This window comes from Streptomyces sp. SLBN-31 (genome assembly GCF_006715395.1).
Taxonomy (GTDB): Bacteria; Actinomycetota; Actinomycetes; order Streptomycetales; family Streptomycetaceae; genus Streptomyces.
Window position 1 is genome coordinate 3958741 of the sequence record NZ_VFNC01000001.1, and the last position, 24109, is coordinate 3982849.

Here is a 24109-nt window from a genome sequence, read left to right on the forward strand (position 1 = left end):
CCCCTCCTTGCTCCTCACAGGAGTTGCCGCCATGTCCGACCCCGTGCCCGCATCCGCCCGCATCATCGCCCTGGACGTCCTGGACGTGCGGTTCCCGACCTCCGAACACCTCGACGGCTCGGACGCCATGAACCCCGAGCCCGACTACTCGGCCGCCTACGTGGTCCTGCGCACCGATGCGGGCGACCAACTGGAGGGCCACGCCCTGGCCTTCACCACCGGACGGGGCAACGACGCCCAGGCCGCCGCCATCGCCACCCTCGCCCCGCACGTGGTCGGCCTGTCGGTGGAACAGGTCTGCTCCGACCTCGGCGCCTTCTCCCGCTCCCTCGTCCACGACCCCCAACTGCGCTGGCTGGGACCCGAGAAGGGCGCCATCCACATGGCGACCGGAGCCGTCGTCAACGCCGCCTGGGACCTGGCCGCCAAGCGCGCCGGCAAGCCCGTGTGGCGCTTCCTCGGCGAGATGTCGTCGCAGGAGCTGGTCGCGCAGGTCGACTTCCGCTGGCTGTCCGACGCCCTCACCCCCGGGGAGGCGCTGGAGATCCTGCACCGCGCCGAGCCGGGCCGCGAGGAGCGCATCGCCCGGCTGCTGGAGGGGGGCTACCCCGCCTACACCACCACCCCGGGCTGGCTGGGCTACTCCGACGAGAAGCTGGCCCGCCTCGCCCGAGAGGCCGTCGCGGACGGCTTCACGCAGATCAAGCTGAAGGTCGGCGCCGACCTCCAGGACGACATCCGGCGCCTGCGCGTGGCCCGTGAGACCGTCGGCCCGGACATCCGCATCGCCGTCGACGCCAACCAGCGATGGGACATCCAGCCCGCCATCGACTGGATGCGTGCCCTGGCCCCCTACGACCCGTACTGGATCGAGGAGCCCACCTCTCCCGACGACATCCTCGGCCACGCCGCCGTCCGCCGGGCCGTCCACCCCATCAAGGTGGCCACCGGCGAGCACATCGCCAACCGGGTCGTCTTCAAGCAGCTCCTCCAGGCGGGCGCCGTCGACATCGTGCAGATCGACTCCGCCCGCGTCGGTGGCGTCAACGAGAACATCGCCATCCTGCTGCTCGCCGCCAAGTTCGGCGTCCCGGTCTGCCCGCACGCCGGCGGAGTCGGCCTGTGCGAGATGGTCCAGCACCTGTCCATGTTCGACTACGTCGCCGTCTCGGGCACCACTGAGGACCGCGTCATCGAGTACGTCGACCACCTGCACGAGCACTTCGTCGACCCCGTCCGCATCACCGACGGCCACTACCTCGCCCCCACCCTGCCCGGACTGAGCGCACAGATGCTGCCGGACTCGCTCAAGGAGTACGCCTACCCGGACGGCCCCGTCTGGACAGCCCGTGCCTGACGCCCCGATCCTCGTCGACGCCCATCACCACGTGTGGGACCTGAACATCAGGCCGCAGTCCTGGCTCGACGAGCCCGGACACGAGCCGGTCCGCCGTACCTTCGACACCGACGACCTGCGCACGGCCGCGACCGCGACCGTGGCCGGTCGGCGGCTGGAGTGCGCGGTGCTCGTCCAGTGCGTGGCGTCGGCCGACGAGACGCGCGAGTTCCTCGCCCTCGCCGGCAGCGACCCGCTCATCGGCGCGGTCGTCGGCTGGGTGGATCTCACGTCCCCGGCGATCGGCGACGTACTCGACGAGCTGCGTGCCGGACCCGGCGGTGGCCACCTGCGGGCCATACGCCACCTCGTCCAGGGGGAGGCCGATGCCGCCTGGCTGCAACAGCCCTCGGTGGAGCGCGGACTGCGGGCGGTCGGCGAACGGGGCCTCGGGTACGACCTGCTCATCCGCAGCCACCAGTTCCCCCAGGCCATCGGCTTGGCCGAACGCCTTCCCGACCTGTCCCTGGTCCTCGACCATGCCGGAAAACCACCCATCGCCCGGCAGGACCTGGACGACTGGGAGCGGGGCGTGCGGCAGCTGGCCGCGCATTCCCAGGTGCGGTGCAAGGTGTCGGGCCTGGTCACAGAGGCCGACCACGAGCAGTGGACGATCGACGACATCCGGCCGGTGTGGGAGGTGCTGCTGGCGGCCTTCGGCCCCGACCGGTTGATGTTCGGCTCGGACTGGCCGGTCTGCGTCCTCGCCGGCGGCTGGAACCGCTGGGCCGCCACCGTCGAGAAACTCCTGGCCGGCTGCTCCGCCGCCGAGACCGAGGCGATCCTGGCCGGTACCGCCACCACGTTCTACCGCCTCGAGTCCGCTCGAAGGAAGGAGAGCGCTCCGTGCTGCTGACCGAACTGCTGCACCCGGGCATCCTCCAAGCCCTGGCGGGCGCCGGGCATGGAGCGCGGGTCCTGCTCGCCGACGGCCACTACCCGGCGAGTACGGCAACCGGCCCGCGCGCCAAGACCGTCCACCTCAACCTGGCACCGGGTCTGCTGGATGTCACCACCGTGCTCGACGTCCTGCTGCGGGCCCTGCCCGTCGAGTCGGCGCACGTGATGGTGCCGCGCGAGGGGGAGCCGGAGCCGCCGGCCATCGCCGAGTACCGCGCGATGCTGGCGCCCGTCCCCGTCGAGACGCTGGGCCGCTTCGAGTTCTACGACGCCGCCCGCGCACCCGACCTGGCGCTGGCGATCGTCACCGCCGACACCCGCACCTACGCCAACCTGCTGCTCACCATCGGCGTCCGCGCTGAAGGGACCCTGAGAACACGATGACACTCGCAGTCCGCTACCTGTCCGCCCGCGCCCTGGACACGGCGCCCGCCGAAAGCCCGTCCCCCGGCCCCGGCGAGATGGAGATCGCCCCTGCCTACGTCGGTATTTGCGGCACTGACCTGCACATCTTCCACGGCGACATGGACGCCCGGGTCGCCGTGCCCGCTGTCCTCGGGCACGAGATGTCCGGCCGAATCGTGCGGGTGGGTGCCGGCGTGGAGGGCTGGGCACCCGGTGACGCGGTCACGGTGATGCCGCTGCGCTGGGACGACAGCTGCCCGGCCTGCCTCGCCGGGCATCAACACATCTGCCAGCACCTCGACTTCATCGGGATCGACTCCCCGGGCGCGATGCAGCAGCGCTGGACCGTGCCCGCCTCCACTCTCGTACGGCTGCCCGACTCCCTCCCGCTCGACCGGGCAGCCCTCGTGGAGCCCACCGCGGTCGCGGTGCACGACGTCGGCCGGGCGCAGGTCCGCGACGGCGAGAAGACTGTCGTGGTCGGCGGCGGCCCCGTGGGAATCCTCATCGCGCTGGTCGCCCGGGCAGCCGGCGCCGACGTCCGGGTGATCGAACTCAGCCCTCACCGGCGGCGTTTGGCGGAGGAGTTGGGGCTGGCCACCTGGGACCCTGGCGCCGACGATCTGCCCGAGCTGGTCCGCCAGTGGACCGGCGAGGCCGGTGCGGACGTCGCCTTCGAGGTCTCCGGCGCGCAAGGCGGGGTGGACACCGCGGTTGAGGTGCTCGGCGTGCGCGGGCGTCTTTGTCTGGTCGCGATCCACCCCCGGCCCCGCGAGGTCAACCTGCACCGCTTCTTCTGGCGTGAACTCACCCTCGTCGGAGCCCGGTTGTACGACCGCTCCGACTTCGAGAAGGCGGTGACCCTGGTGGCCGACGGCACCATCCCGGCCGAGCGGCTGATCAGCAAGGTCGTGCCGCTCACGCAGGCACCGGCCGCGTTCGAGGCGCTGGAGGCCGGCGGTGACGTGATGAAGATCCTCGTGGACTGCACCGACGACGCCCAGGGAGCCGACGCATGACCGCCTTCGACCTCACCGGCAGGCTCGCTGTCGTCACCGGAGCCCGGCGCGGTATCGGCCGGGCCATGGCCCGCGCGCTCGCCGGGGCCGGCGCGGACGTCATCGGCGTCAGCGCCCACCTGGAGGAGTCCGGCAGCGCAGTGGAGAAGGACGTCACCGCCGCGGGCCGCAGCTTCGAAGCGATCCGCGCCGACTTCGCCGACCCGGAAGCCGTTCGGGCGCTGGGCGCGGACCTGGCCGGTCGCGAGCGTCCGGTGGACATCCTGGTCAACAACGCGGGCACGATCCGCCGCGCTCCGGCCGCCGAACACACCGATGCCGACTGGGAATTGGTGCTGCAGGTCAACCTGACTGCGCAGTTCGCGCTCACCCGGGCGGTCGGCGCGTCGATGGTGGCACGAGGGCGGGGGAAGGTCATCTTCACGGCCTCCCTGCTGAGCTTCCAGGGCGGCATCACGGTCCCGGGCTACACGGCCGCCAAGCACGGCATCGCCGGTCTCACCAAGGCCCTGGCCAACGAGTGGGCGCCGCATGGCGTGAACGTCAACGCGCTCGCGCCCGGCTACATCGCCACCGACAACACCCAGGCCTTGCAGGACGACCCGGCCCGCAGCAAGGCGATCCTGGACCGCATCCCGGCCGGCCGCTGGGGCAACGCGGACGACCTGGCCGGCGCCACGGTATTCCTGGCCTCCGATGCAGCCGCCTACATTCACGGCACCGTGCTGCCCGTCGACGGTGGATGGCTCGGCCGATGACCACCGACCTGACCACCGTCCTGGCCGGAGCCCGACTCCTGCCGGTCCTGACCGTGCCGTCCACCGCGACCGCCGGCCCACTGGCCGACGCGCTCGCGGCGGGTGGCGCCCGGTGCGCCGAGGTCACCTTCCGCACCCCGGACGCCGAGCGGGTGCTCAAAACGATGGCGGCCCACGGCGGCCTGACTGTCGGTGCGGGCACGGTCCTCACGCCCGAGCAGGCGGAACGAGCGGTGGCGGCCGGAGCCCGCTTCGTCGTTTCTCCGGGCTACGACGAGGAAGTCATCGCCAAGTGCCGGGAGCTGGGCGTGCCCGTGGTGCCCGGTATCGCCACCGCCACCGAGCTGATGCGGGCCCTCAAAGCGGGCTTCGACACCGTCAAGCTCTTCCCCGCCGAGCCGCTCGGCGGCTCGCGTGCGCTCCGCGCGCTCGCAGCGCCGTTCCCGGGAGTGCGCTTCGTGCCCACCGGCGGGATCGACGCCTCCCGTCTGCCCGCCTACCTGGCCGATCGGGCGGTCCTCGCGGTGGGCGGCAGCTGGATGGCCACCGCTGCCCATCTGGAGCGGGGGGACTATCCGGAGATCCGCCGACTGACGGCCGACGCCGTGGACAGGAGCACGACGTGATCGACGTGGTGGCCCTCGGCGAGGTGATGCTGCGCTTCGACCCGGGCGAGGGACGGATCCGCACCGCCCGCACGTTCCAGGTGTGGGAGGGCGGCGGCGAGTACAACGTGGTCCGCGGGCTGCGGCGCTGCTTCGGGTGGCGGACGGCCGTCGTGACCGCTCTCGCCGACAACGCGGTGGGCCGACTCGTGGAGGACCTGATCCTCCAGGGCGGCGTCGACACCTCGCTGATCCGCTGGACACCGGACGACGGGATCGGCCGCATCGCCCGCAACGGTCTCAACTTCGTCGAACGCGGCTACGGCATCCGCGGCGCGCTGGGTGTCAGCGACCGCGCCCACACCGCCGTCTCGCAGTTGCGCAAGGGTGACGTGGACTGGGACGCGGTGTTCTCGGCCGGCGTGCGCTGGTTCCACACCGGCGGCATCTTCGCGGGTCTGTCCGACACCACGGTCGACGTCGCCGACGAGGCGATGGCGGCCGCGCGCCGCCACGGCGTCACTGTCTCCTACGACCCCAACTACCGCACCAGCCTCTGGGCCGGCCGCGGCGGGCCGGAGCGGGCCCGCGAGGTCGACCTGCGCCTCGCCCGGCACGCCGACGTCATCGTGGGCGCTCTGGGCCTGGCCGGGACCTACCCGGGACAGACGCGCATCAGGGACGGCGAAGTAGCCGATGCCCTCGCCGAGTTGGCCGTCCTGCTGCCCGATGCGAAAGTACTGGCGACGACGCTGCGCGGCGTACCGTCGGCCGGCGTCAACGACTGGTCCTCGGCCGCCTGGTCCGCCGAAACCGGCTTCATCACCGGCCCCCGAATGCCCGGCCTGCAGGTCCTGGACCGGATCGGCTCCGGCGACGCCTTCGCCGCCGGCCTGATTCACGGACTGCTGGACGACGCCGGCCTGGAGCGCGCCCTGGCCTACGGCACCGCCCACGGCGCGCTCGCCATGACGACGCCCGGAGACGTCTCCATGGCCTCGCTCGCCGAGGTCGAAGCACTCATCACCGGCGGGTCGGCCCACGTCAGACGCTGACCGACGCCGGCGACGCCCGTATCCCAGGAGCACGACTTGCACCAGCTGCACCAGCGGAAGATCCCGAACACGTCCGTCGCACTCACTGCGCTCGGCTTCGGGGCCTCAGTGATCGGCAACCTCTACCGCGTCACCTCGGTCGACGAGTCGACCGCCGCGATCGACGCGGCCTGGGACGCCGGCATCCGTTACTTCGACACCGCACCGCACTACGGCCTCGGTCTCTCCGAGCGCCGTCTGGGCGCCGCCCGGAGGGACCGCCCGCGTGCCGAGTACGTCATCTCCTCGAAGGCGGGACGGCTGCTGGTGCCCAACGAGGAGCCACGCGGCGTCGACACCGAGGGGTTCGTCGTACGGGACGACCTGCGCCGGCAGTGGGACTTCAGCCGCGACGGCGTGCTGCGCTCCCTCGAGGACACGCTGCAGCGCACCGGCCTGGACCGCCTCGACATCGTCTATCTCCACGACCCCGACGACCACTGGCAACAGGCCGCCGACGAGGCCATGCCCGCCCTGGCCGAACTGCGCGACCAGGGCGTGATCGGGGCGATCGGCGCCGGCATGAACCAGTCCGCCATGCTCGCCCGCTTCCTGCGCGAGACCGCCGCCGACGTGGTGATGCTCGCCGGGCGCTACACACTCCTCGACCAGTCCGCCCTTGACGACGTCCTGCCCGCCGCCCGTGACCTCGGCAAGAGCGTCGTCGCGGTCGGCGTCTTCAACTCCGGCCTACTCTCCCGCGACCGGCCCGCAGAGGGCATGAAGTACGACTACCAGGACGCCCCGACCGACCTGGTGCGACGCGCCCAGGCCATCGCCGAGGTCTGCGCGGCGCACGGGACCAGCCTGCCCGCCGCCGCGATCGCCTTCCCGTACACCCATCCCAGTATCATCAACGTCACCCTCGGCATGCGGACTGCGCAACAGGTCGGACGAAACGTGGAACTCCATGATCAGCACGTCCCGGACGGCCTCTGGGACGATCTGCGCGCGCAGGGGCTGATCCGGTCGGACGTGCTCGCGGGGCACGGTGGAGGGAGGGATGTGCGGTGTCTCTGACGGACAAGGCCATCGAGCAGATCCGTGAGCTGATCCGTACGGGTGCCCTTCCTCCGGGCTCGAAGCTCCCACCGGAGCCGGACCTGGCCGCGCAGCTGGGCCTGTCCCGTAACCTCGCCCGCGAGGCGGTCAAGGCACTGGCCGTCGCGCGGGTCCTGGAGGTCCGCCGGGGGGACGGCACGTATGTGACCAGCCTCCAGCCGAGCCTGCTCCTGGAGGGGCTCGGCGGTGCGGTGGAACTCCTGCAGGGCGACTCGGTCGCCTTGCAGGACCTCATGGAGGTACGCCGGCTCCTCGAACCCATGGCCACGGCCCTTGCCGCCACCCGGATCTCCGATGAGCAACTGGCCGAGGTGAAGCAGCACCTGGACGCCATGCGCGAGGCCCGCGACAACGTCGAACGGCTCAACGCCCACGACGCCGCCTTCCACCGCGCCGTCGTCTCCGCCACGGGCAACGAGACCCTCCTCACCCTCCTGGAAGGGATCTCCGGCCGCACCCTGCGCGCCCGTATCTGGCGCGGTCTGGTCGACGACAAGGCCGCGGGCCGCACCCTCGCCGAGCACGAGGCCATCTTCAACGCCCTGTCCACCCGTGACGCCACTCTCAGCCAGGCTGCGGCACTGCTGCACGTGAGCAACACCGAGCAGTGGCTGAGGGAGCATCTGCGCTCGGGTGAACCGCTGCCCTTCGGGACGGCCGCGGGAAAGTGACGGGCGGGTGCCGATGTTCTTCCGGGCCCGGAGCTCGGAGGACTGAGGTCTCGGGATCGGGGGCATCCGGCGGCGAGAGTGGTCCACTTCTGGTTGGCGCCGCCGTTGCAGTCCCACTGCTGGAGCGGGTTCTGGTTGGTCAACGGTGAGCTCGTGAAGGCGGTGACGGTGCTGGTGCGAGCGTCGCGACCTTACGTGGAAGCTGCCGGTCGCCGTCAGTGGGCCGGTTCGATGCGGTCGGTGTCCGGGCGCTCCGCGCTCAGATGGGCGGTAAGGAAGCGGGCGGCGCGCTCGAGTGCGGAGTCTGCCTCGTCGAGGCGGCCGTAGTGGTGCTGGAAGACGTGGGGGAGTCCGGGCCCGATTTCGAGTGTGACCTCGACGTCGTCGGCGCCCGCGCGACCGGCCAGTCGGACGGCGTCGTCGAGCAGTACCTCGTTCGCCCCGACCTGCACGAGTAGCGGGGGTAGTCCGGTGAGGTCGGCGAACACCGGGCTGGCCAGGGGGTGCGCCCGGTCGCCTGCGCCGACGTAGAGATCGGCGTAGGCGCGCAGGTCGGCTTCTATGAAGATGGGGTCGGCGCCCTCCTTGGAACGGATGCTTTCTCCGGCGAGGGTGAGGTCGACCCAGGGGGAGAAGACGGCCACGGCGGCTGGTTGGGGCAGCCCGGCCTCCCGAGCCGCGAGGAGCGTGGCGATGCTCAAGCCGCCCCCGGCGGAGTCACCGGCCACGACGAGGTCTCGTGGGTCGGTGCCGGTCGCCAGCAGCTCGCGGTACGCCGCGAGCCCATCGTCGACGGCCGCCGGGAAAGGGTGCTCGGGAGCCAGCCGGTAATCCACCGACACTGTTCGCAGCCCGGCGCGGCGGGCCAGTTCACCGACCAGGCCTGCATGGGTGTCCGGTGAGCCGATGACGTAGCCGCCACCATGGAGGTAGAGCAGCCGGCCCTGGCCGGAGGCTTGGGCCGGCTCCAGCTCGAGGGCAGGCCGCCCGCCCAGGACGGTCTTGCGCGTGGCGACGCCCTCCGGCGCGGGGCGGGTGATGGCTGTGGCGAAACCGGTGCGCTGCTCCTCGGGCGTGGGCGGCGTCTCGCTGCGAGGGGCGGAACGGAGCATGGCGTCCAGGGCGTCGCGCTGCTGTCGGGACATACGGGTCTCCATGGGTCGGATGCGAGGATGGATTCCTAGGAATCCATCTGCCTGAGCCCAACCGGATTCCATGGAAGATGATTCCTGGGAATCCAATGGAGGTTTCTGTGAGCCACGTCACCCCGGTCTTCTTCGACCTCGTCCGCGTCGAGACCCGTCTCTACAACGCGGTCAGCAGCCGGCTGCGTGCCGAACAAGGTCTGGGGCTGGGCCAGTTCGAGATGCTGGAAATCATCGACCGTGTGCCGGGGTGCCGCGTGCTCGACATCGTCAACGAATTGGCGATCACCGTGGGAGCGGTCAGCAAGGCGGTCGACCGGCTGGCGGCCACGGGCTGGTGCCTGCGGGTCGCACATCCTCAGGACCGCCGCTCGTCCGTCCTCCGCCTCACACCCGAGGGCGAGAAGCAGTTGGCCGCTTCCCGCCCCATCGTCGAAAGGGAACTCCTCTCGCTGACCGCGGCGATTCCCGCTGACGACCTGGCCCGCATCGCCTCAACCCTGGCCGCCCTTCGCGCAACCCTCGAAGCGGGCGCCGATGGCCAGCCGGGCTGAGGGGGCAGTGCCCACCCGCTTCGAGAAAGCAGCGGCTGCCTGCTGGAAAACCGCGGCCGCCGCCACCGACACCCGCAGCACATCGCATGTGCTGATCGTCTTCGATGCCATCTGAGCGCGCCTGTCGTTGACGTAAAGCGCGCGGAGCTTGTTGTCGCGGTTCAGCGGCGCCTTCCAGAAGTTCCCGCTGTGCTGTGTCCAGCCGGTCACCTGAACGCCTCCGTTCAGGACCGGCTTCTCGTTCTGGTATCGGCACCGTCGGCGACGCCTGGACAACGCCCTCATGGAGTCCCAGATCGGCCTCTGCAAAACGGAGTTGATCAAGCCGCGCAAGCCCTGGCACGGCCTTGCCGACGTCGAACTCGCCACCGCGGAATGGGTGGACTGGTTCAACAACCAGCGCCTCCAATCCGCAATCGGAGACGTCCCGCCCCACGAACACGAGACCAACTACTACGCTCAACACCACCCCCAACCGGCGGCTGGAGTCAACGCATAGAGCCTCCACCGATCCCGGAGCGGTTCACTGTGACCGGCAGATGACGCCGAGATGCACCCTTGAAAGCCGATGCACCAGCATCGTCCGATTGACCATGATCGTCATCAGTCAGGCACGAGACCTCGCCCGCTATGGCGGATCAACTCGTGAGATGTTTTCTGTGAAGCCGGCTATAACCGTGCTCGTCGTTTCTCATTCCATGTGACGCAGCGGCCATGCAGGTCCGCGACCTCGTGGTAGATCAATCGAGGCTCCTCATGCCACTCTGGCTGCGTCGAGCGTGGGAAGTAGTGCTCGTAATAGCTGACCGCAGGGCTCAGCACTGGCCATACGCTGATCAGACCAGCGCCGATGAGGCCGAAGACGAAGTCCTCATCGATCAGGTCCTTGGAGAGCAGGATCGACAACTGGTTGTGAACCGCAGGAGTCGTCGCAGGTCTGCGTCCTGGCTGTTGTCGATGATGTTTGTCCATGGTGAGCCGTCCGCCACTGTCTCGTGGTACTCCTGTGCGTCCCGTGGACACTGCGGTGAGTGAGCCAGTGTCTCGGCCGTGCCACGGGTCCTGCGGATCGCCGGGTCGACGTACGCCAAATACATTGACCACGACAGATCGGCCTGGCGAGCCTGTCGCGAGGATTGCGTGTCTCTTCTGATCTGGATCATCGCGACGATCACGCCGGCGGCAGTGAAGATGATGGCCGCAGTCTGGACGTAGTCGAAGCCGGAGGATCCCTGGCCTTGGGCGAGTATCAGAGAAGGCATAGCGCGAGGCTGCCCGGTGAGCAGGCTGAAGACACTGTTCCGACTCGCTGACGTGTCGTGTGACCCATTCGCCGGGTCCCGCTTTGTGACCAGGGCGATGGCGGACTCCTCACTTCAGGCGGACATCGAGTCCGACCCCGGCTGTCGTGTGGATCGACCTGGCTCTCAACGACCTGGTTTGTTGAAGAGGCCGAATGACGCCGTGCCGTTCACGGCCGTCGGCGCCGTGAACGAACCAGGCCATAGCAAGAAGCTGTGAAGGACTCCGGAGGACGTGGTCGCTGCGGGGCACGCAATCAGCGCATCGTCACGGTGCTTGCGGACTGAGCGGTCAATTGATTGTCGCCGGGCCGGGCGCGCACTGGGGTAGGCGTGCGGCCGATGGTTTGCCAAGTGATGGCGAGGCTGCTGCGGCTGACCAGAGTCTGAGGATGGGTGTCGCCCGGGCTTCGAGGACTCAGGCTCCGCGCCGATTGTCGGCGGGGGCTGGCAGCATGACCTCATGAGCAATGATCTTGACGGAGTTCTGGCCGATCCCGCACGGCTGTTGAGCGTTGACCGTGCGGTGGTGCGCGCTCACCTCGACGGCAGTGACCGGGCGCGTAGCGTCGGTGGCGAGGTCTTCCTGCAGGCCGAGGCGATCTTCGGGGGTGGGGAGGTGACATCCGACGAGTTCGCCTCCTGGCTGCACTTCGCGGCGAAGGCGACCGGTCAGCACAACTACGCCGACCGCGTCGCGGCGGCCGCTCCCGGCATGCCGTGGCGGACGACGTGGGCGTGGTGGCGGCCGGCGAACTGGTTCCCGGCCCACCCGAGCCTGAACGGCGACTACTTCCAGGTGCGCCGGTGCCTGGACGGGCAACGCGAGCTCATCGAGGTCACCGACCAGCGCGGCCCGATCTGGCTCGAGGCCGCAACCGGCCGCCGTGTGACGGTCATGGACGAGATGGCGCTGACCGGCGTGCCTGCCGCCGCCGGGCCCGGCACGGCAGACGCGTTGTGCGACCTCGATCTGTCTCTGCCGGAGGAGTGGGGGGGTGCGGAGGCCTTCGCCACCGACGGCGGACGGACCCGTCACCTCATCGAGAGCGTGCACGGCATAGCGGTCGTCGAAACGGATCGCGACACGCTGCGGGACTGGCCACGCGACGCGGGCCTCGATTCCACGTCGGCGGAGGAACCGCCGCCGGGACCGGCCCCCGCCGTGCGGCGGTCGACGGGCCCGCTGACCGCGGCACGGATCGACGACGCCTTCGGTAAGCAGCACGTGGTGCGCATCCCCGAGGGCGAGCTGCCCGAGGGCCTCGCCCACGAGGGCGTCAGACGGTTTCTACGGGACGTCGGCCTGCCCTCCTGGTGGGCCTGCCACAGTGCCCAGTACGAGACCCGCCCGGTCGACGCCATGCGTCCCCCGGTTCCCGAAGACCTGGCCGGCACGGGCCTGCCCGACGGGATGGCCACGGAGGACCTGATCGCCTTCGGTGACACCGAGTACGGCGAGCTGTACCTCCACCGACACGACGGCACGGTGCACATCCGAAGCCGCCTGACCGGTCCGCACGACACGCTGGTGCCGCTCGCACCGGACCTCGACGTCTTCACCCGCGTCCTGGAGGCCATCGACCGCTACCGCAACGCCTGCTGGCACCCGTACCCGGCAGAGGGCGGCCAGGAGGACGTCAGTCAACTGTTCCTGGCGGAACTGGCGGAGCTGGCGCCGGACCTGCCCGACCAGGACACCCCGACGGGCACCGTGTGGAGCTGGCTGTATGCCGGCATCACAGAACTGGGGGTGGACGGCTACTGAGCCGGTCGTCCGCGCGGTGGAGGAACTCGGGAACGCCTTGGGCGCGGGTGTAGGACTGGAAGCCGGGTGGCTGCCCCAGAGGTGCACCTCACGCTCTACGCGTTCGGCCCGTTCGGCAGCGCTGTGGGAACGACACCGGCCGAAGGGTTATGCCGGGACCCCCTACGGTGCGGATGAGCCTCGGTGCAGGGCCGTCGCTCTGGCCCTGCGCTGGATGCCGTGGGGCGCCGAGATGAGCGGCGACTACTCGCCTGAGGACATCGGCGCGCAGGACCTGTGGCAGCGATGGGCGCAGTAGGCAACCCGGTGCCACGAGAGGAGGGCGGACCTGATCCGGCCGGCGAGGTGTACATCGCCTGGAGGGTCGAAGCGGCGGGACGGCGGCCGGCGGCGCGATGTCCTGGTGTCATGCGCCCCGGACCTGCGGGGCGGTCGACCACCGGAGGCACACCATGGCATCCAGCACCGCCGTCCTTCCTTCGCCCGCCGGCACCCTGACCGGCCCGTTCCGTTCCGTGCGTGACGTCGTGTCCGAACACCTGTGGGACAAGCAGGTCGGGCTGCTCAGGCGGGACTATCCGTACGACTCGGTCATGGCGGCCCGCGTCACGGGGCAGGGCTACGCCTACCTGCTGACGGCGATGGCCAAGCGCGGCCAGCGGCTCGGCCTCGCCCCGTCGTCGATCGTCGACATCGGCGTGCACACAATCATCCTGGACAATGTGGCGTACGCCGAGCTGTGCAACAAGTACACCGACGGCAACTTCCTGCACCACATCCCGCTCGTGGAGATGAAGGACGACGGCTCGGTCATGAAGACGGAGCACGTCATCGCCGCCGAGGGCTGGGAGGTCGACCTGCACCTGGGGTGTACCGCTCCTTCGAGGAGGGCGACTGGGCACGCGTGCTCGCTGCTCCTCCGAGGACGTCCAACCTTGCACCAACCTCGCAAGCCCACAGTGGTGCACACCGCGACGGCGAGGGCCGTCGTACCGCAGCATTCACCATCGCTCACCGAGGAGCGCCGCCATGGTGTACGCGCAGCCGGGAACGGACGGCAGCATCGTCAACTTCGCCCCGCCATATGACAACTTTATCGGTGGCGACTGGGTGGCCCCGTGGAGGGTCGCTACTTCGAGAACCTGTCGCCGGTGAACGGAAAGGTCTTCTGCGAGGTCGCCTGCTCCTCCGCCGCGGACGTCGATCTGGCCCTGGACGCTGGATGGACGCAACCGGGACGACGAGGCTCAGTGGAGTCCACCGCGGCCGGGATGCAGTCGCGGAGTTCTTCGTCGGCATCGCGCGGTACGGCTTGTCCGTCCGGCCAATCGAGCTCTTCGGTCGGGGCGACCGCGTCGTTGCCGTGGTCGCCGTCGAGTTGGCCGGCCAGCGGGCGAACGAAGTGGACCGATTCACCCTTCAGGACGGGCTCATCGTGGTCGTCGAGCACACCGGTGACACCGAGATGCTGAGCAGCGTCGTGACTGGAGAGGCGGCATCATGAGCCTGGCGCAGACCGCAGACGCGATCGGCTCGATCACATGGACCGAGCGCACCTGCGGCGTCCTGACCCGTCGCGAGCAGCGCGCCCTCGCACGGCCTCTGGTCCGAGGAGAACTCGCCATCGTGACCGGTCGGATCGCCATGGCGCTCCGGCTGCACTCAGGTGGTCGGCAAGCCATCGACCCGGTGCGGCTCCTTCCGCCGGACTCGGCGATGGCCAAAGACGCAGAGACCGCCGCGCGCGACCTCTTGAGCCCTGCCTTGCTTAACCATTCCCGGCGGACCTACGCCTGGGGTTCGGCTATCGCTGCGCTGGACGGCATCGAGTTCGACCGTGAGCTCCTCTACGTCGCCGCGATGTTTCATGACACCGGGCTCGCGACCCACGTACCCGAGGTCGACTTCACCATTAGACGCGCCGCCCTCGCCCGCACGTTCACTGACGACCACGGTCTCGCGGCCCCGGAGCGCGAGACCGTCGCGAACGCGATCGCCCTGCCCCACACCCCCGGCGTCGGGATCGACTCCGGAGCCGAGGCGTTCCTGCTGTCGGCCGGCGCAGCTGTGGACGTGTTCGGCCTGCGCAGCGACCGCGTTCCCGACGCAACCCGCAAGCAGGTCGTCTCGGACTTCCCACGGACGGGGTTCAAGCGGGAGTTCGCCCGGGCGTGGCGCGAGGAGGCGAAGCAGGTTCCGCACGGCCGGGCGTGGTACCTCCACCGCTTCGCTTTCAGCGACATCACGATTCGGCTCGCGCCGTTCCGTGGCTGACTGCGGGCTGGTCGGAGCCCTGTCACCACGGCCGGAACTCGGCCACGATCTCGTCATAGTGGGACTGACTGACGGAACCGACCTTCTCGATCTCCTCGGACATGGCTCTCACCACCCCAGTGCGGGTCCAGGCACGGCACTTCGCCGTGACGGGACAAGGCCCGCGTCCACAACCGAGAGTCAGACCGATGATCCTAAGATCACAACGAACGACCACAAATGGCCGATTGGAAAATGAAGTTGCACTCACAATGCGTTCGCTCAGCAGTCACTGTGACCAGTCCACGAACGCTTCCTTCCGACGCGGCCAAGCCCTCACCACCACCGCCGGGAGCAGTACCGGGCGTCCGACCGACCGCCGCCAGGCGCTTGCGCAGCCGCCGTTCCTTCCGCCACTGCCTGGAGCGGCACACCGACGAACAGAACATCGCCCCACGCCTGACCTCCGGCCTTGGCCGTTCACCACAAGCCCGACAAACCCTTTCACTTGGCCCGACCGGCGCCCTCGGACACGACGCCAGCGCGACCGGGCGAATGTGTTCCGGTTCTGCAGACGTGGATGCCCGTGCACTGGCCCTACGTCCAGGCCGTCGACGCCGCCTTGCTCGCCCGCGGCATCCCGCCCGGCCTGGTGCGGGCCAACATCAACAGTCTGCGGTGGGGGCTGACCGGCTACGTGTGATGGGGTCCTCCCAGCCGCACGATCCACTTGCGCGCGACGAACCGGCGCGCGAGAGCGGTCCTCTGCCCTCTGCGGACGCGGGCAGTGGTCTGGACGGCAGTGGCGTGCAGCCGGATCAGGAGGGTGAGTGACTCGCACACGAGGCAGGGGACCATCCGGGCATCGACGCGGCGTGCGGCGTGCCGATGGTGCGGTTCGGCTGCCAGATGCAGGACGCGAAGGGAGCTCCTGGCGGAGGTCTCTGAGCACGCCGGCGTGGAGCTGGGTAGGGTCGCCGAGGCCATCACGGCCAGTACAACGGGGCAGTCGATCCCGACCGAGCTCCACGACGGCCTGGCAGCCGTCGTCAGGAAGCGGTGGTTGGGACCTGAGCGCGGTGATGCGCGGTAGCCGCGCGCTGCTCTGAGATGCCGGAGGCCTGCCGGCCCTAGCTGACCGCAGGAGGATCGCGCGGTTCCACCGGATGAGAGCGGGTGTAAGCCCTGGCGGTGGCGGCACCAGGAGGTGCGGGCAGGGGACAGAAGTGCGGCGCCTGGGGGGCACGTGCTGTCTTATCCTCGTCCGCCGTGGTGAGCGGCGGCTCTTTCGGTGGCACGGTCCGCGGCAGGTGTCCGGCTGTGGCACTGTTGAGGGACTCCTGGCCTGCTGCATTCCCCCGAAGCGGCGGGCCCGGGACCATAGTGCGCCAGCCCTGTGTCCTCGGACCTCACACCGCTGGGGAGCCCGTCGTGGATCGTCTCGGCCTGCGGCGAAGGGGCGTGATGGATCCGACCATAACCCACCGAGGCGCGCGGCACTGGAGCGTTGATTTTTGCGGCCCTGCAACCGCATGAGCCTGCAGCCGTTGTACCCCCGATCACTCCGCTTATCCGACCGACACCACGCCACACGCCAAGCCCGCCTACCTCACGCCAGCAGATCCCCCGGCACCGACGCCAAGGAATGGACGGTCGCGTCTGGGCCTGTGGAAAACCCGTCCGGGTTGCTCAACGGCCCCGGAGCAGTGGCGTCGACGGCGGTGTCAAGGTCAGCGAGTTGTGAGCCCTTGTAGTTGGCAAGCGCCACGCAGGTTAAGACTTGTCCCGTAACCGCTGGTCACGTTGAGATGATCTTGGTGTGGCTGGTGTGATCACGACGTCGGAGCCGAACGTGAGGCTCGTGTCCTTTCCAACTTTTAGTCGTTAGGCCGTTCGGGCACGGTCAATCCGGCAGGAGCAGGCGGGCGTGGAGGTCGAAGGTGTCTATCACGCCTACCGTCGGCATGTGGGCTTACGCGGCGTTGAACTGCGGCTTCGGGCCGGAACTCTGTGCGGGATCGTCGGGGAGAACGGCTCTGGCAAGTCCACGCTGCTGAAGATTCTGTCCGGCGAACTGCGACCCACGCATGGATCGGTCCGTCACAGCGACCGGTTCGGCTACTGCCCACAGCACGTTGTCCTCAATGATGCGCTGACCGTCCGGCAGCACCTGACCTTCTTCCAGAGGGCCTACCGGCCCACCGATGTGCGCTACGCCGAAGGGATCATGGACGTGCTGGGCTTCACCGGCATACGCCGACGAGCGGGCCGGGGTACTCAGCGGCGGCACGCGGCAGAAGCTGAATGTGACGCTGGCGCTCATGCACGATCCGCAGGTCTTGCTGCTGGACGAGCCGTATCAGGGCTTCGACTGGGACACCTACCAGCGGTTCTGGGATCTGGCCGCGCGGCTGCGGGATGCGGGACGCTCGGGCCTGGTCGTCTCTCACCTGGCGTACGACACCGAGCGCCTGGACGAGCTGTGGCGCTTGGACAGCGGAATGCCGCGCGCGGACAGGCGGGGACCGCCGCGTGAGGTTTCACCTGACCCGCTTCGCTGTCGCCACCCGGTTCACCCTCCTGGAGCACGCCGCAATCGCTTCGCCATGGTCTTGGTGATCCTGTTCGTGCCGGTGTGGACGACCCTGGCGTACCTGGCGATGCCCGAGACCCCGGCCCGGATGCGGCTTCGCGCCACCGGGGAGGCGCTGACCCCGCACGGCAACGAGCTGACCGCGATCAGCTGCGCGCTCAACGCCGTCACCCTGATCACCGGTTTCATGATGTTCGCCGCCACCTTCTCCGGTAGCGGCTTCGACCGCCGGCTGGCCATGGCCGGCTACCCGCGCGCCCATCTGGTCTTGGCCAAGGTCACCGCCCTGGCTCTGGTCTCGGCAGCGGTGGCCGCCTACGCCACCGCTATCACCTGCCTGGCATGCCCCCCCGGCCAGCCCCTCTTACTCGCCGCCTCCCTGTTCTGCGCCGGACTGACCTAGGCCGTTTCGTTCGGATCATCTGATCGTTGATCCGGGTGTGCCATTGACTGACGCGCAGTGGGCGCGGATTGAGCCGTTACTCCCGGACCGAACGCCGAGGCGGGGTGGTCGGTGGCGTGACCACCGTGAGGTGATCGACGCCATCGCCTTCAAGTTCCAGAGCGGAACCCAGTGGGCCCACCTGCCGGAGAAGTACGGCAACTAGCGAGGCGTCTACAACCGGCTGCGAATGTGGGCAGTCGACGGCACCTGGGAGCGGGTGGTCACGGCGCTGATGGCCCAGGCCGACGCCGACGAAGACCTCAACTGGGCTGTCTCGGTGGACTCCACCATTGTGCGCGCTCACCAGCACGCGGCAGGGGCCCGCAAAAAGGGGCCCCTGCCGGCGAACCGGACGATCACGCCATCGGCCGGTCCCGTGGCGGACTGACCACGAAGATCCACCTGGTGGCCGACGGCCGCTGTCGTCCACTGGCGTTCGTCCTGACTGCAGGACAAGCCGGTGACGCGCCTGCCTTCGAGCAGGTCATGGCTCGCCTGCGAGTGCCCAGGCAGCGTGGTCGGCCTCGCACCACCCCGGACGTCGTCCTGGCCGACAAGGCGTACTCCTCGCGTGCCATCCGCAAACACCTGCGCAAGCGCGGGATCCGTGCGGTCATCCCCGTCCCGGCCGATCAGCAGACACACCGCCTTCGACGCGGCAGCCGGGGCGGCAGGCCGCCCGCCTTCGACCGCGAGACCTACAAGCACCGCAACACCGTGGAACGGTGCATCAACCGCCTCAAGCAGTGGCGCGGCATCGCCACCCGCTACGAGAAGACAGCCACGATCTACCTGGCCGGACTCCACGTCGCAGGCATCTTTCTGTGGTCCGCTAGGTGATCCAAACGAAAGTCCCTAGGCGCGCTCGGTGTCGGCTTCGGCTCCCTGCTGCGCCGGGAGGTCGAGGGGATGTTCGTCATCGTGATGACCAGCATCATCGACCTGGCCCTGCAGAACCCCATCATGAGTTGCGGGGCCGACAACGCGGTCGTGCGCTACCTGCCCTCTTACGGGGCCATGCAGGCCAGCACGGCGGCGGGCTTCTCCACCAGCCCGGTCCCCGGGCATTTGGCCCTCCAGCTCACCTGGTTCGCAGGCGCCGCCCTTCTCTCCCTGCGGGGTTTCCACCGCAGCACGCGCAATTGCCTGCCATCGACAGCCCTGGGTCTGCTGGCCGGACCCGGAAGGAGCAAGGCTGGCCTTCCCACACCGCGCCAAACCGCCACGCCATCGCCCGCGGCGTCCGACACGGAAGCACACTGAGGTCCCGGCTCTCGACATGGACGTCAGGCCGTAGCAACTCGTACGCGACTACAACCCTGCTCATAGCTGAGGCCCCCGGTCTACCGAGGGCCGCAGCCTGACGTCTCGCGGCCGCGCGAGGTGGTGATTCCGTCTCGCACGGCGATCACCCGGCGGGCAGCAGGTCGGACACATCGTCCAGGCGAGGAGCAGGACCTGATGGCCGACAGCCTCGGTGAGGCCATCGGTGACCCGCTCGACGTCCAGACGCAGCCGGATGCGGTCGGCGCCTTCGGTCGTTGGCGGCAACGGCATGTTCCAGCTCGTCGAGGCGATCCATGGCGGTCTCGGCCGCGGCGTGGTCGGCCGGGTCGCGTGTGAGGACCTGGCCGGTGGTGGTGTGCCGCGGAGCTGGTAGCTGGTCATCGGGACTCGTCCTTCGGCGTCGGATGATCAGTGGTCGAGTCGGCGATCCCGCAGCCTCCCTGCTGCACCCCCCGCGTACGGCAGCCCGACGGCGCCCGCACCCACGATGGCCTCGTACACGGCAGCCGGCCGGGCGGAGATCGTGCCTCTGTCCACGCTCACCCACGAACTCGAAGGAGTCGCGTGCTGGCAGGAGGTCGGAGACAGGGAGAGAGCCACCCAAGACCTGCTGAGCTCATCCGCGGTCACGACTGCGAACGTCCTCAATGTAGGCGTGCCGGAAATCGCCCGCGCCCTGTGATGATCGACGGCTCGGCCGGTTCACGCCTGGAACTCGGTGAGATCGATGGCGTGAATGCGCAGTGGGTAGCCGCACACCGGGTGTGCCGTCTCCCGCTCGGGCACCATGCCGAGCTTGCGGATGACGTTCTCGGAGGAGTTGTCCCCCAGCCGGTTGATGCTGATGACGCGGTCCAGGCCGCGGTCCTGGAGTGCGAACTCCAGTGTGGCGTGCGCGGCTTCGGATGCGTATCCCTGGCCCCAGAACTGTGAGCCGAGCCGCCAGCTGATCGCCACGGCGGGCATCACCTCCGGCAGGAACTCGGGCACGGACAGCCCCGTGAAGCCGATCAGTTCGCCCGAGGCCAGCAGTTCGACGGCGAAGAGTCCGAAACCCGCATCGTCCCACTCCTCCTCCCATCGCTCGATGGCCTCGGCTGTGTCGTCCAGGTCGCGCACCGAGCCGTCGTCGATCCAGCGCATAACCCGTGGGTCCGCGTTGATGTCCGCCATCGGTGCGAGGTCGTCGTAGTGCCACCTACGCAGGAGAAGACGGGGTGTGCGGATCTCGGTCATGCGCCCATCCTGCCGAAGGCAAGCGCCTCATGGGTAATCCCGCGCTCACCGCGCTGCTGCTCCAGCTGACCACTCACCCTGCCGCGCACCACAACCCTTGACTGGGCCGGTCTGCGCAGTGCGGGGCGGTGGCCGACCTGAGCCGCAGCGCATCTGATTCCCATTGCGCAGATTCCGGCCAGAGATCTGCGCAACGCTGTGATCTCCATGGGTGGGGCCATGGGCGCGCCTGGATCTCGCGTGGTCCGGGCTGGGGGAGTCATGGTTCGGGCCGGCGATTGGCGCCGAGGGAGGCCGGCTGGCAGTGGCACTACGTCGCCTTGCGGGACAGGCTGGGTATCACCGTACCCGGAATGGACGTCGGCAGGTGGCTGGGCAAGCGGAGGCAGAAAGCCGCCCCGTAATGTCAGCGTTCCCGGAGGTCACAGGCCCCGGCTGCGGCACGTCTCTAGGCGGGGACGCGGGGGTGTCGGAGTGGTGCTCCGGCCTGGTGGAGACTGGCGAGGGCCAGCCGGTAGGAGGCGATCAACCCGGTTTCCACGTAGTCCACACCCAGTTCCTGGCAGTGGCGCCGGACGATGGTCCGGGCCTTGCGCAGGTTGGGGCTGGGCATGCTGGGGAACACGTGGTGCTCGATCTGGTGGTTCAGCCCGCCCAGGGCGATATCCATGAACCAGCCGCCGCGCACGTTGCGTGAGGTGAGCACCTGGCGGCGGAGGAAGTCCGGACGGTCCTCGCCTGTCAGGATCGGCATGCCCTTGTGGTTGGGCGCGAAGAGGGAGCCCAGGTAGACGCCGAACAGGGCCTGGTGGACGGCGAGGAAGGCGATCGCCATGCCGGGCGGCAGCAGCCACAGCAGCACGGTCAGGTAGAGCACGAAGTGCGCGAACAGCAGGGCGCCGTCGAGCGTTCGGTGTTTGAGTGAGCGCTTGGCCAGCGCCTTCACGCTCGACACGTGCAGGTTGAAGCCCTCCAGGGTGAGGAGCGGGAAGAACAGCAACGCCTGCCAGCGGCCGATCAGGCGGGGGAAGCCCTTGGCGGCCCGGGCCTGGTCCTGGGACCAGACCAGCAGATCGGGATCGAGGTCAGGGTCGAGTTCCTCGTGGTTGGGGTTGGCGTGATGGCGGGTGTGCTTGTCCTGCCACCACCCGTAGCTCATCCCGACGCCGGCACCGGCGATCCGCCCGGATGCTTCGCTGGCCCGGCGGCGGCGGAACACCTGGCGGTGGGCCGCGTCATGGGCGAGCAGGGCGACCTGGCCGAAGACGACGGCGAGGAAGCCGGCCACGGCCAGGGTCCACCAACTGTCACCGATGAGCGCGACGGCGGCCCACCCACCGACATAGAGCCCGGCCACCACCGTGGTCCGCAGCGCGTAGTAGCCGGGACGGCGTCTCAGCAGACCGGCATCAGCGATCCTTCTCGACAATCGGGCGAAGTCACTGCCCGACGCCTCCGAAGGCGGGGGGTGGACCGTGGTGTCTGTGGTCACGTCGGTAACTCTCTCCGAAGGAGGCGGATAGTCAGGCGCCGCCTCGGAGTTGCTGAGACCGGGCCACAGGCAGGGATGCGCTTTCGCCGTATACACATCGCAAGGAGGGGGGACGACGTCCCTCTCCGCATGCGGGTTCCCTGGCAGGCAGGTCTCACACCGTGGCAGGACAGGGCTGAGGGAGCGACGGCCGCACCATTCAGGGAAGAACCGGGAAGTTCGGGGAAGAGGGGGTCGGCTGATCACTGAGGGGCACTCATCACGGTCTCCGGGCAAGCCTGATCACCGCCGAGTGGGAGGCCGCACGCTGCCGGTCGCTGCTGGGCCCGTGGACCGACCGGGACGTCGATGAAAATCGTCCGCATCCAGGCCGATCTCGTCACCGGCTACCGCTTCACCCACTAACCAGCGCAAAGCCCTCTTCGCGCCCCTCACGGAATCGGGTTGAGTACCTGTCCTACCTCTCTACACCGTGTCCTCACTGTGAGGGGCGAGAGGGACGGGCGACGTCCCCCGGTGTTGTGGGGGTCTCCGGTCGCCCCAGTACGGGCCGTGACCCCCGCAGGAGGAGCACGGCCGGGAGCTCGGGTGGGTGGTGATGTCTGCCTCGTCACCCCGCTGGGCGACAAAACGTTGCAGATGGATCTGTCCGGGGTGACGTTCATGGACTCCAGTGGCCTGAATGTCATGCTGGAGCTGGGTAGGCGTCTTCTCGCCGAAGGAGCCAGATTGGGGTTCAGCCCCGTTGAGGACGTGCTGCGTCTGACGGAGACCTATGAGCTTGTGGCCACTGCTGCTGTCAGCAAGGCCGTGTGAAGTCTGGAACGGCCGTGCGAGCTGGGAGAGTGCTTGGCGCTCAGGCCCCGCCGTCGGCCACCAGAGCGTTCTCCGCCTCGCCGACGGTGTCGTACATCCGCAGGATGGTGTCTACGCCGGTCATATCCAGCATCCGGTGAATCTTCGGCGGCACGCAGGCCAGCACCAGCACGGAACCGGCCTGATTCGCCCGGCGCCAGGCCCACAGCAGCACATTCAGCCCGGCCGAATCACAGAACGACACCGTGGACAGATCCAGCATCACGCGTCGCTGATCTGCGGTGATCTCGCCCAGAAGACGCTCACGGAGGAACGGAGCGGTCTGCCAGTCCATCTCCCCGCCGACCTGCACAGTCAGCGACGTTCCCAATGCGTGTGCTTGAACTGAAGGTTCCGCGGTCATCACGCTCTCCCAACCGCCTCATGGGGAGACGCGACCCGTTGTGACGATCAGCCTGCCGACTCCCCCTACACGGCGTCTCACACCGCGCACCCGGCCAAACCTGGGGCCTGGACGGGAACGGCAAACCGCTACGACTTCTACATGTGCGAGGTCACGTACCCCATCACCCGCTGAACGCCTTCCGGATCGCCTTCGACGGCCGACTGAGTCCAAACAACCGCTGACCACCCAACAACCAAGATCATCCGTTGAGTTGACAATCCCTCACTACAGCGGCTTGATGATGAGCACCTCCGGCCGACGCGCGGCGACAGGGCGCCGCCGTCCCGCCTCTGCCCTCAGGACCCCGGCAGACTCCGAGGCCACTTTCCTGACATGTGCCCATCCGCTACGAAGACCGGACCGGGTGGAGATAAGGTGCCGGGTCCGGCGGACGTGCTCACGCTGCAAATCCAGATCGGCTGAGCCCGACGGTGCTCGGCGTCGAACACGAGGGTCTGTACGGGTTGGCTGGACAGCCTGGTTATCAGAGGAGCACTCGATCGGAGCCGGTGTCCGCGAGGAGTCGTGCGGTCTGCGGGGACGGGTAGTGCAGTTGCAGGGACGTGTGGGTCTCGGCGGCGTGCCGCGACGCGTCGAGGAAGACGCGCAGGCCGCTGGTGTCGCAGAGGCTGACGGTGGTCAGGTCGACGTCGATGGTGGTGATGCCGTCATTCAGGCACCGCTCCAGGGCGGTCCGTACCTGGGGCGCGGTGACCGGGTTGATCTCGCCGGCCAGGGTGATCAGTGCTCGCGTGCCCCGGTCGTGCCGGTAGATGTTCAGCTGGGGAAGAGTCATGGTGCCTCAGTTCATGGGTTCCGGCCGCCACTTGCAGGTTCGATGGCCTGGTGGCGGAAACCGGCTGG

At 69.0% G+C, this 24109-nt stretch carries 26 protein-coding genes and 3 pseudogenes; 21 read left to right on the plus strand and 8 right to left on the minus strand.

Annotated elements, in window-relative coordinates; translation table 11 throughout:
* The first annotated feature begins 31 nt into the window (after nucleotides 1-31).
* From FBY22_RS18355 to FBY22_RS18395, 9 genes are read left to right on the plus strand one after another with little or no spacing between them, the layout of a single operon-like run.
* Nucleotides 32-1357, plus strand: a complete 1326-nt coding sequence (locus FBY22_RS18355) for an L-fuconate dehydratase (RefSeq protein ID WP_142146843.1) — start codon at nucleotides 32-34, stop codon at nucleotides 1355-1357.
* Nucleotides 1350-2252: an amidohydrolase gene (locus tag FBY22_RS18360; RefSeq protein ID WP_142146845.1), complete on the plus strand. Its 903-nt coding sequence runs from the start codon at nucleotides 1350-1352 to the stop codon at nucleotides 2250-2252. Before FBY22_RS18355 ends, FBY22_RS18360 begins: the two co-directional genes overlap by 8 nt.
* Nucleotides 2243-2680, plus strand: coding sequence for an RbsD/FucU family protein (locus FBY22_RS18365; RefSeq protein WP_142146846.1), 438 nt, complete (start codon nucleotides 2243-2245; stop codon nucleotides 2678-2680). Before FBY22_RS18360 ends, FBY22_RS18365 begins: the two co-directional genes overlap by 10 nt.
* A complete protein-coding gene (locus FBY22_RS18370) occupies nucleotides 2677-3720 on the plus strand; it encodes a zinc-binding dehydrogenase (protein ID WP_142146848.1) in 1044 nt (347 codons plus the stop codon). Before FBY22_RS18365 ends, FBY22_RS18370 begins: the two co-directional genes overlap by 4 nt.
* On the plus strand, nucleotides 3717-4478 hold the full coding sequence (locus tag FBY22_RS18375) for an SDR family oxidoreductase (RefSeq protein WP_142146849.1): 762 nt from the start codon (nucleotides 3717-3719) through the stop codon (nucleotides 4476-4478). The genes FBY22_RS18370 and FBY22_RS18375 overlap by 4 nt, the downstream gene beginning before the upstream one ends.
* The gene (locus tag FBY22_RS18380) at nucleotides 4475-5104 is read left to right on the plus strand and encodes a bifunctional 4-hydroxy-2-oxoglutarate aldolase/2-dehydro-3-deoxy-phosphogluconate aldolase (protein WP_142146850.1); all 630 of its coding nucleotides are present in this window, start codon (nucleotides 4475-4477) and stop codon (nucleotides 5102-5104) included. The genes FBY22_RS18375 and FBY22_RS18380 overlap by 4 nt, the downstream gene beginning before the upstream one ends.
* On the plus strand, nucleotides 5101-6138 hold the full coding sequence (locus FBY22_RS18385; RefSeq protein WP_142146852.1) for a sugar kinase: 1038 nt from the start codon (nucleotides 5101-5103) through the stop codon (nucleotides 6136-6138). Before FBY22_RS18380 ends, FBY22_RS18385 begins: the two co-directional genes overlap by 4 nt.
* 45 nt (nucleotides 6139-6183) lie before the next feature.
* Nucleotides 6184-7197, plus strand: a complete 1014-nt coding sequence (locus FBY22_RS18390; protein WP_142147785.1) for an aldo/keto reductase — start codon at nucleotides 6184-6186, stop codon at nucleotides 7195-7197.
* Nucleotides 7188-7910 carry a FadR/GntR family transcriptional regulator gene (locus tag FBY22_RS18395; protein WP_142146854.1) on the plus strand — a complete coding sequence of 241 codons (723 nt, stop codon included), beginning with the start codon at nucleotides 7188-7190 and terminating at the stop codon, nucleotides 7908-7910. The genes FBY22_RS18390 and FBY22_RS18395 overlap by 10 nt, the downstream gene beginning before the upstream one ends.
* Nucleotides 7911-8125: 215 nt before the next feature.
* Here FBY22_RS18395 and FBY22_RS18400 read toward each other — a convergent pair whose 3' ends face one another.
* On the minus strand, nucleotides 8126-9055 hold the full coding sequence (locus FBY22_RS18400; protein WP_142146856.1) for an alpha/beta hydrolase: 930 nt from the start codon (nucleotides 9053-9055) through the stop codon (nucleotides 8126-8128).
* 107 nt (nucleotides 9056-9162) lie between these two features.
* On the opposite strand from FBY22_RS18400, the gene FBY22_RS18405 reads away from it, so the two are divergent.
* Nucleotides 9163-9609, plus strand: coding sequence for a MarR family winged helix-turn-helix transcriptional regulator (locus FBY22_RS18405; protein WP_142146858.1), 447 nt, complete (start codon nucleotides 9163-9165; stop codon nucleotides 9607-9609).
* On the opposite strand, the gene FBY22_RS18410 is transcribed toward FBY22_RS18405, so the two are convergent.
* The gene (locus FBY22_RS18410; RefSeq protein ID WP_174267055.1) at nucleotides 9550-9819 is read right to left on the minus strand and encodes a hypothetical protein; all 270 of its coding nucleotides are present in this window, start codon (nucleotides 9817-9819) and stop codon (nucleotides 9550-9552) included. The genes FBY22_RS18405 and FBY22_RS18410 overlap by 60 nt on opposite strands.
* A gap of 73 nt (nucleotides 9820-9892) precedes the next feature.
* On the opposite strand from FBY22_RS18410, the gene FBY22_RS18415 reads away from it, so the two are divergent.
* Nucleotides 9893-10108, plus strand: coding sequence for an integrase core domain-containing protein (locus FBY22_RS18415; RefSeq protein ID WP_142146862.1), 216 nt, complete (start codon nucleotides 9893-9895; stop codon nucleotides 10106-10108).
* Nucleotides 10109-10278: 170 nt separating this feature from the next.
* On the opposite strand, the gene FBY22_RS18420 is transcribed toward FBY22_RS18415, so the two are convergent.
* On the minus strand, nucleotides 10279-10581 hold the full coding sequence (locus FBY22_RS18420; protein WP_142146864.1) for a hypothetical protein: 303 nt from the start codon (nucleotides 10579-10581) through the stop codon (nucleotides 10279-10281).
* Nucleotides 10582-11373: 792 nt separating this feature from the next.
* Here FBY22_RS18420 and FBY22_RS18425 point away from each other — a divergent pair.
* The 9 genes and pseudogenes from FBY22_RS18425 (at nucleotide 11374) to FBY22_RS18460 (ending at nucleotide 19232) form a co-directional block, all read left to right on the plus strand.
* Complete coding sequence (locus FBY22_RS18425) at nucleotides 11374-12678, plus strand: SUKH-4 family immunity protein (RefSeq protein ID WP_142146866.1); 1305 nt, start codon at nucleotides 11374-11376, stop codon at nucleotides 12676-12678.
* Between the two features lie 452 nt (nucleotides 12679-13130).
* The gene (locus FBY22_RS18430; protein ID WP_313905422.1) at nucleotides 13131-13766 is read left to right on the plus strand and encodes a hypothetical protein; all 636 of its coding nucleotides are present in this window, start codon (nucleotides 13131-13133) and stop codon (nucleotides 13764-13766) included.
* Nucleotides 13767-13900: 134 nt separating this feature from the next.
* A complete protein-coding gene (locus tag FBY22_RS44200) occupies nucleotides 13901-14182 on the plus strand; it encodes a nuclear transport factor 2 family protein (RefSeq protein ID WP_174267172.1) in 282 nt (93 codons plus the stop codon).
* On the plus strand, nucleotides 14179-14952 hold the full coding sequence (locus FBY22_RS18440; RefSeq protein WP_142146868.1) for an HD domain-containing protein: 774 nt from the start codon (nucleotides 14179-14181) through the stop codon (nucleotides 14950-14952). The genes FBY22_RS44200 and FBY22_RS18440 overlap by 4 nt, the downstream gene beginning before the upstream one ends.
* A 559-nt stretch (nucleotides 14953-15511) precedes the next feature.
* Nucleotides 15512-15634, plus strand: a complete 123-nt coding sequence (locus FBY22_RS45085; protein ID WP_260844921.1) for a hypothetical protein — start codon at nucleotides 15512-15514, stop codon at nucleotides 15632-15634.
* A gap of 1224 nt (nucleotides 15635-16858) precedes the next feature.
* Nucleotides 16859-17435 (plus strand): annotated as a pseudogene (locus FBY22_RS18445) (ATP-binding cassette domain-containing protein); the annotation flags it as partial.
* Between the two features lie 28 nt (nucleotides 17436-17463).
* A pseudogene (locus tag FBY22_RS18450) lies at nucleotides 17464-17924 on the plus strand (ABC transporter permease); the annotation flags it as partial.
* A 40-nt stretch (nucleotides 17925-17964) separates the two neighbouring features.
* Nucleotides 17965-18809, plus strand: a pseudogene (locus FBY22_RS18455) (IS5 family transposase).
* Between the two features lie 69 nt (nucleotides 18810-18878).
* The gene (locus FBY22_RS18460; protein ID WP_399211345.1) at nucleotides 18879-19232 is read left to right on the plus strand and encodes a hypothetical protein; all 354 of its coding nucleotides are present in this window, start codon (nucleotides 18879-18881) and stop codon (nucleotides 19230-19232) included.
* Nucleotides 19233-19664: 432 nt separating this feature from the next.
* Here FBY22_RS18460 and FBY22_RS45090 read toward each other — a convergent pair whose 3' ends face one another.
* From FBY22_RS45090 to FBY22_RS18470, 3 genes are all read right to left on the minus strand, one after another.
* A complete protein-coding gene (locus FBY22_RS45090) occupies nucleotides 19665-19799 on the minus strand; it encodes a hypothetical protein (protein ID WP_260844922.1) in 135 nt (44 codons plus the stop codon).
* 159 nt (nucleotides 19800-19958) lie between these two features.
* Nucleotides 19959-20492: a GNAT family N-acetyltransferase gene (locus tag FBY22_RS18465; protein WP_142146870.1), complete on the minus strand. Its 534-nt coding sequence runs from the start codon at nucleotides 20490-20492 to the stop codon at nucleotides 19959-19961.
* A 448-nt stretch (nucleotides 20493-20940) separates the two neighbouring features.
* A complete protein-coding gene (locus FBY22_RS18470) occupies nucleotides 20941-21984 on the minus strand; it encodes an acyl-CoA desaturase (RefSeq protein ID WP_142146872.1) in 1044 nt (347 codons plus the stop codon).
* 588 nt (nucleotides 21985-22572) lie between these two features.
* Between FBY22_RS18470 and FBY22_RS18475 the strand changes: the two genes are divergently transcribed.
* The gene (locus FBY22_RS18475) at nucleotides 22573-22800 is read left to right on the plus strand and encodes an STAS domain-containing protein (protein WP_142146874.1); all 228 of its coding nucleotides are present in this window, start codon (nucleotides 22573-22575) and stop codon (nucleotides 22798-22800) included.
* A gap of 40 nt (nucleotides 22801-22840) precedes the next feature.
* Here the strand turns inward: FBY22_RS18475 and FBY22_RS18480 are convergent, their stop codons facing one another.
* Both FBY22_RS18480 and FBY22_RS18485 read right to left on the minus strand, forming a co-directional pair.
* The gene (locus FBY22_RS18480; RefSeq protein WP_142146876.1) at nucleotides 22841-23203 is read right to left on the minus strand and encodes an STAS domain-containing protein; all 363 of its coding nucleotides are present in this window, start codon (nucleotides 23201-23203) and stop codon (nucleotides 22841-22843) included.
* Between the two features lie 526 nt (nucleotides 23204-23729).
* Nucleotides 23730-24041 (minus strand): STAS domain-containing protein, encoded by a 312-nt coding sequence (locus FBY22_RS18485; protein WP_142146878.1) that lies wholly within the window; start codon nucleotides 24039-24041, stop codon nucleotides 23730-23732.
* Nucleotides 24042-24109: the final 68 nt, after the last annotated feature.

What these genes read in the sequence shown, in the direction of transcription:
- FBY22_RS18355 (WP_142146843.1), top strand. Translation starts at nt 32, where the DNA reads ATGTCCGACCCCGTGCCCGCATCCGCCCGCATCATCGCCCTGGACGTC.
- FBY22_RS18370 (WP_142146848.1), top strand. Translation starts at nt 2,677, where the DNA reads ATGACACTCGCAGTCCGCTACCTGTCCGCCCGCGCCCTGGACACGGCG.
- FBY22_RS18375 (WP_142146849.1), top strand. Translation starts at nt 3,717, where the DNA reads ATGACCGCCTTCGACCTCACCGGCAGGCTCGCTGTCGTCACCGGAGCC.
- FBY22_RS18380 (WP_142146850.1), top strand. Translation starts at nt 4,475, where the DNA reads ATGACCACCGACCTGACCACCGTCCTGGCCGGAGCCCGACTCCTGCCG.
- FBY22_RS18400 (WP_142146856.1), bottom strand. Translation starts at nt 9,055, where the DNA reads ATGTCCCGACAGCAGCGCGACGCCCTGGACGCCATGCTCCGTTCCGCC.
- FBY22_RS18415 (WP_142146862.1), top strand. Translation starts at nt 9,893, where the DNA reads ATGGAGTCCCAGATCGGCCTCTGCAAAACGGAGTTGATCAAGCCGCGC.
- FBY22_RS18420 (WP_142146864.1), bottom strand. Translation starts at nt 10,581, where the DNA reads ATGGACAAACATCATCGACAACAGCCAGGACGCAGACCTGCGACGACT.
- FBY22_RS18425 (WP_142146866.1), top strand. Translation starts at nt 11,374, where the DNA reads ATGAGCAATGATCTTGACGGAGTTCTGGCCGATCCCGCACGGCTGTTG.
- FBY22_RS18430 (WP_313905422.1), top strand. Translation starts at nt 13,131, where the DNA reads ATGGCATCCAGCACCGCCGTCCTTCCTTCGCCCGCCGGCACCCTGACC.
- FBY22_RS44200 (WP_174267172.1), top strand. Translation starts at nt 13,901, where the DNA reads ATGGACGCAACCGGGACGACGAGGCTCAGTGGAGTCCACCGCGGCCGG.
- FBY22_RS18440 (WP_142146868.1), top strand. Translation starts at nt 14,179, where the DNA reads ATGAGCCTGGCGCAGACCGCAGACGCGATCGGCTCGATCACATGGACC.
- FBY22_RS45085 (WP_260844921.1), top strand. Translation starts at nt 15,512, where the DNA reads ATGCCCGTGCACTGGCCCTACGTCCAGGCCGTCGACGCCGCCTTGCTC.
- FBY22_RS18460 (WP_399211345.1), top strand. Translation starts at nt 18,879, where the DNA reads ATGTTCGTCATCGTGATGACCAGCATCATCGACCTGGCCCTGCAGAAC.
- FBY22_RS18465 (WP_142146870.1), bottom strand. Translation starts at nt 20,492, where the DNA reads ATGACCGAGATCCGCACACCCCGTCTTCTCCTGCGTAGGTGGCACTAC.
- FBY22_RS18480 (WP_142146876.1), bottom strand. Translation starts at nt 23,203, where the DNA reads ATGACCGCGGAACCTTCAGTTCAAGCACACGCATTGGGAACGTCGCTG.
- FBY22_RS18485 (WP_142146878.1), bottom strand. Translation starts at nt 24,041, where the DNA reads ATGACTCTTCCCCAGCTGAACATCTACCGGCACGACCGGGGCACGCGA.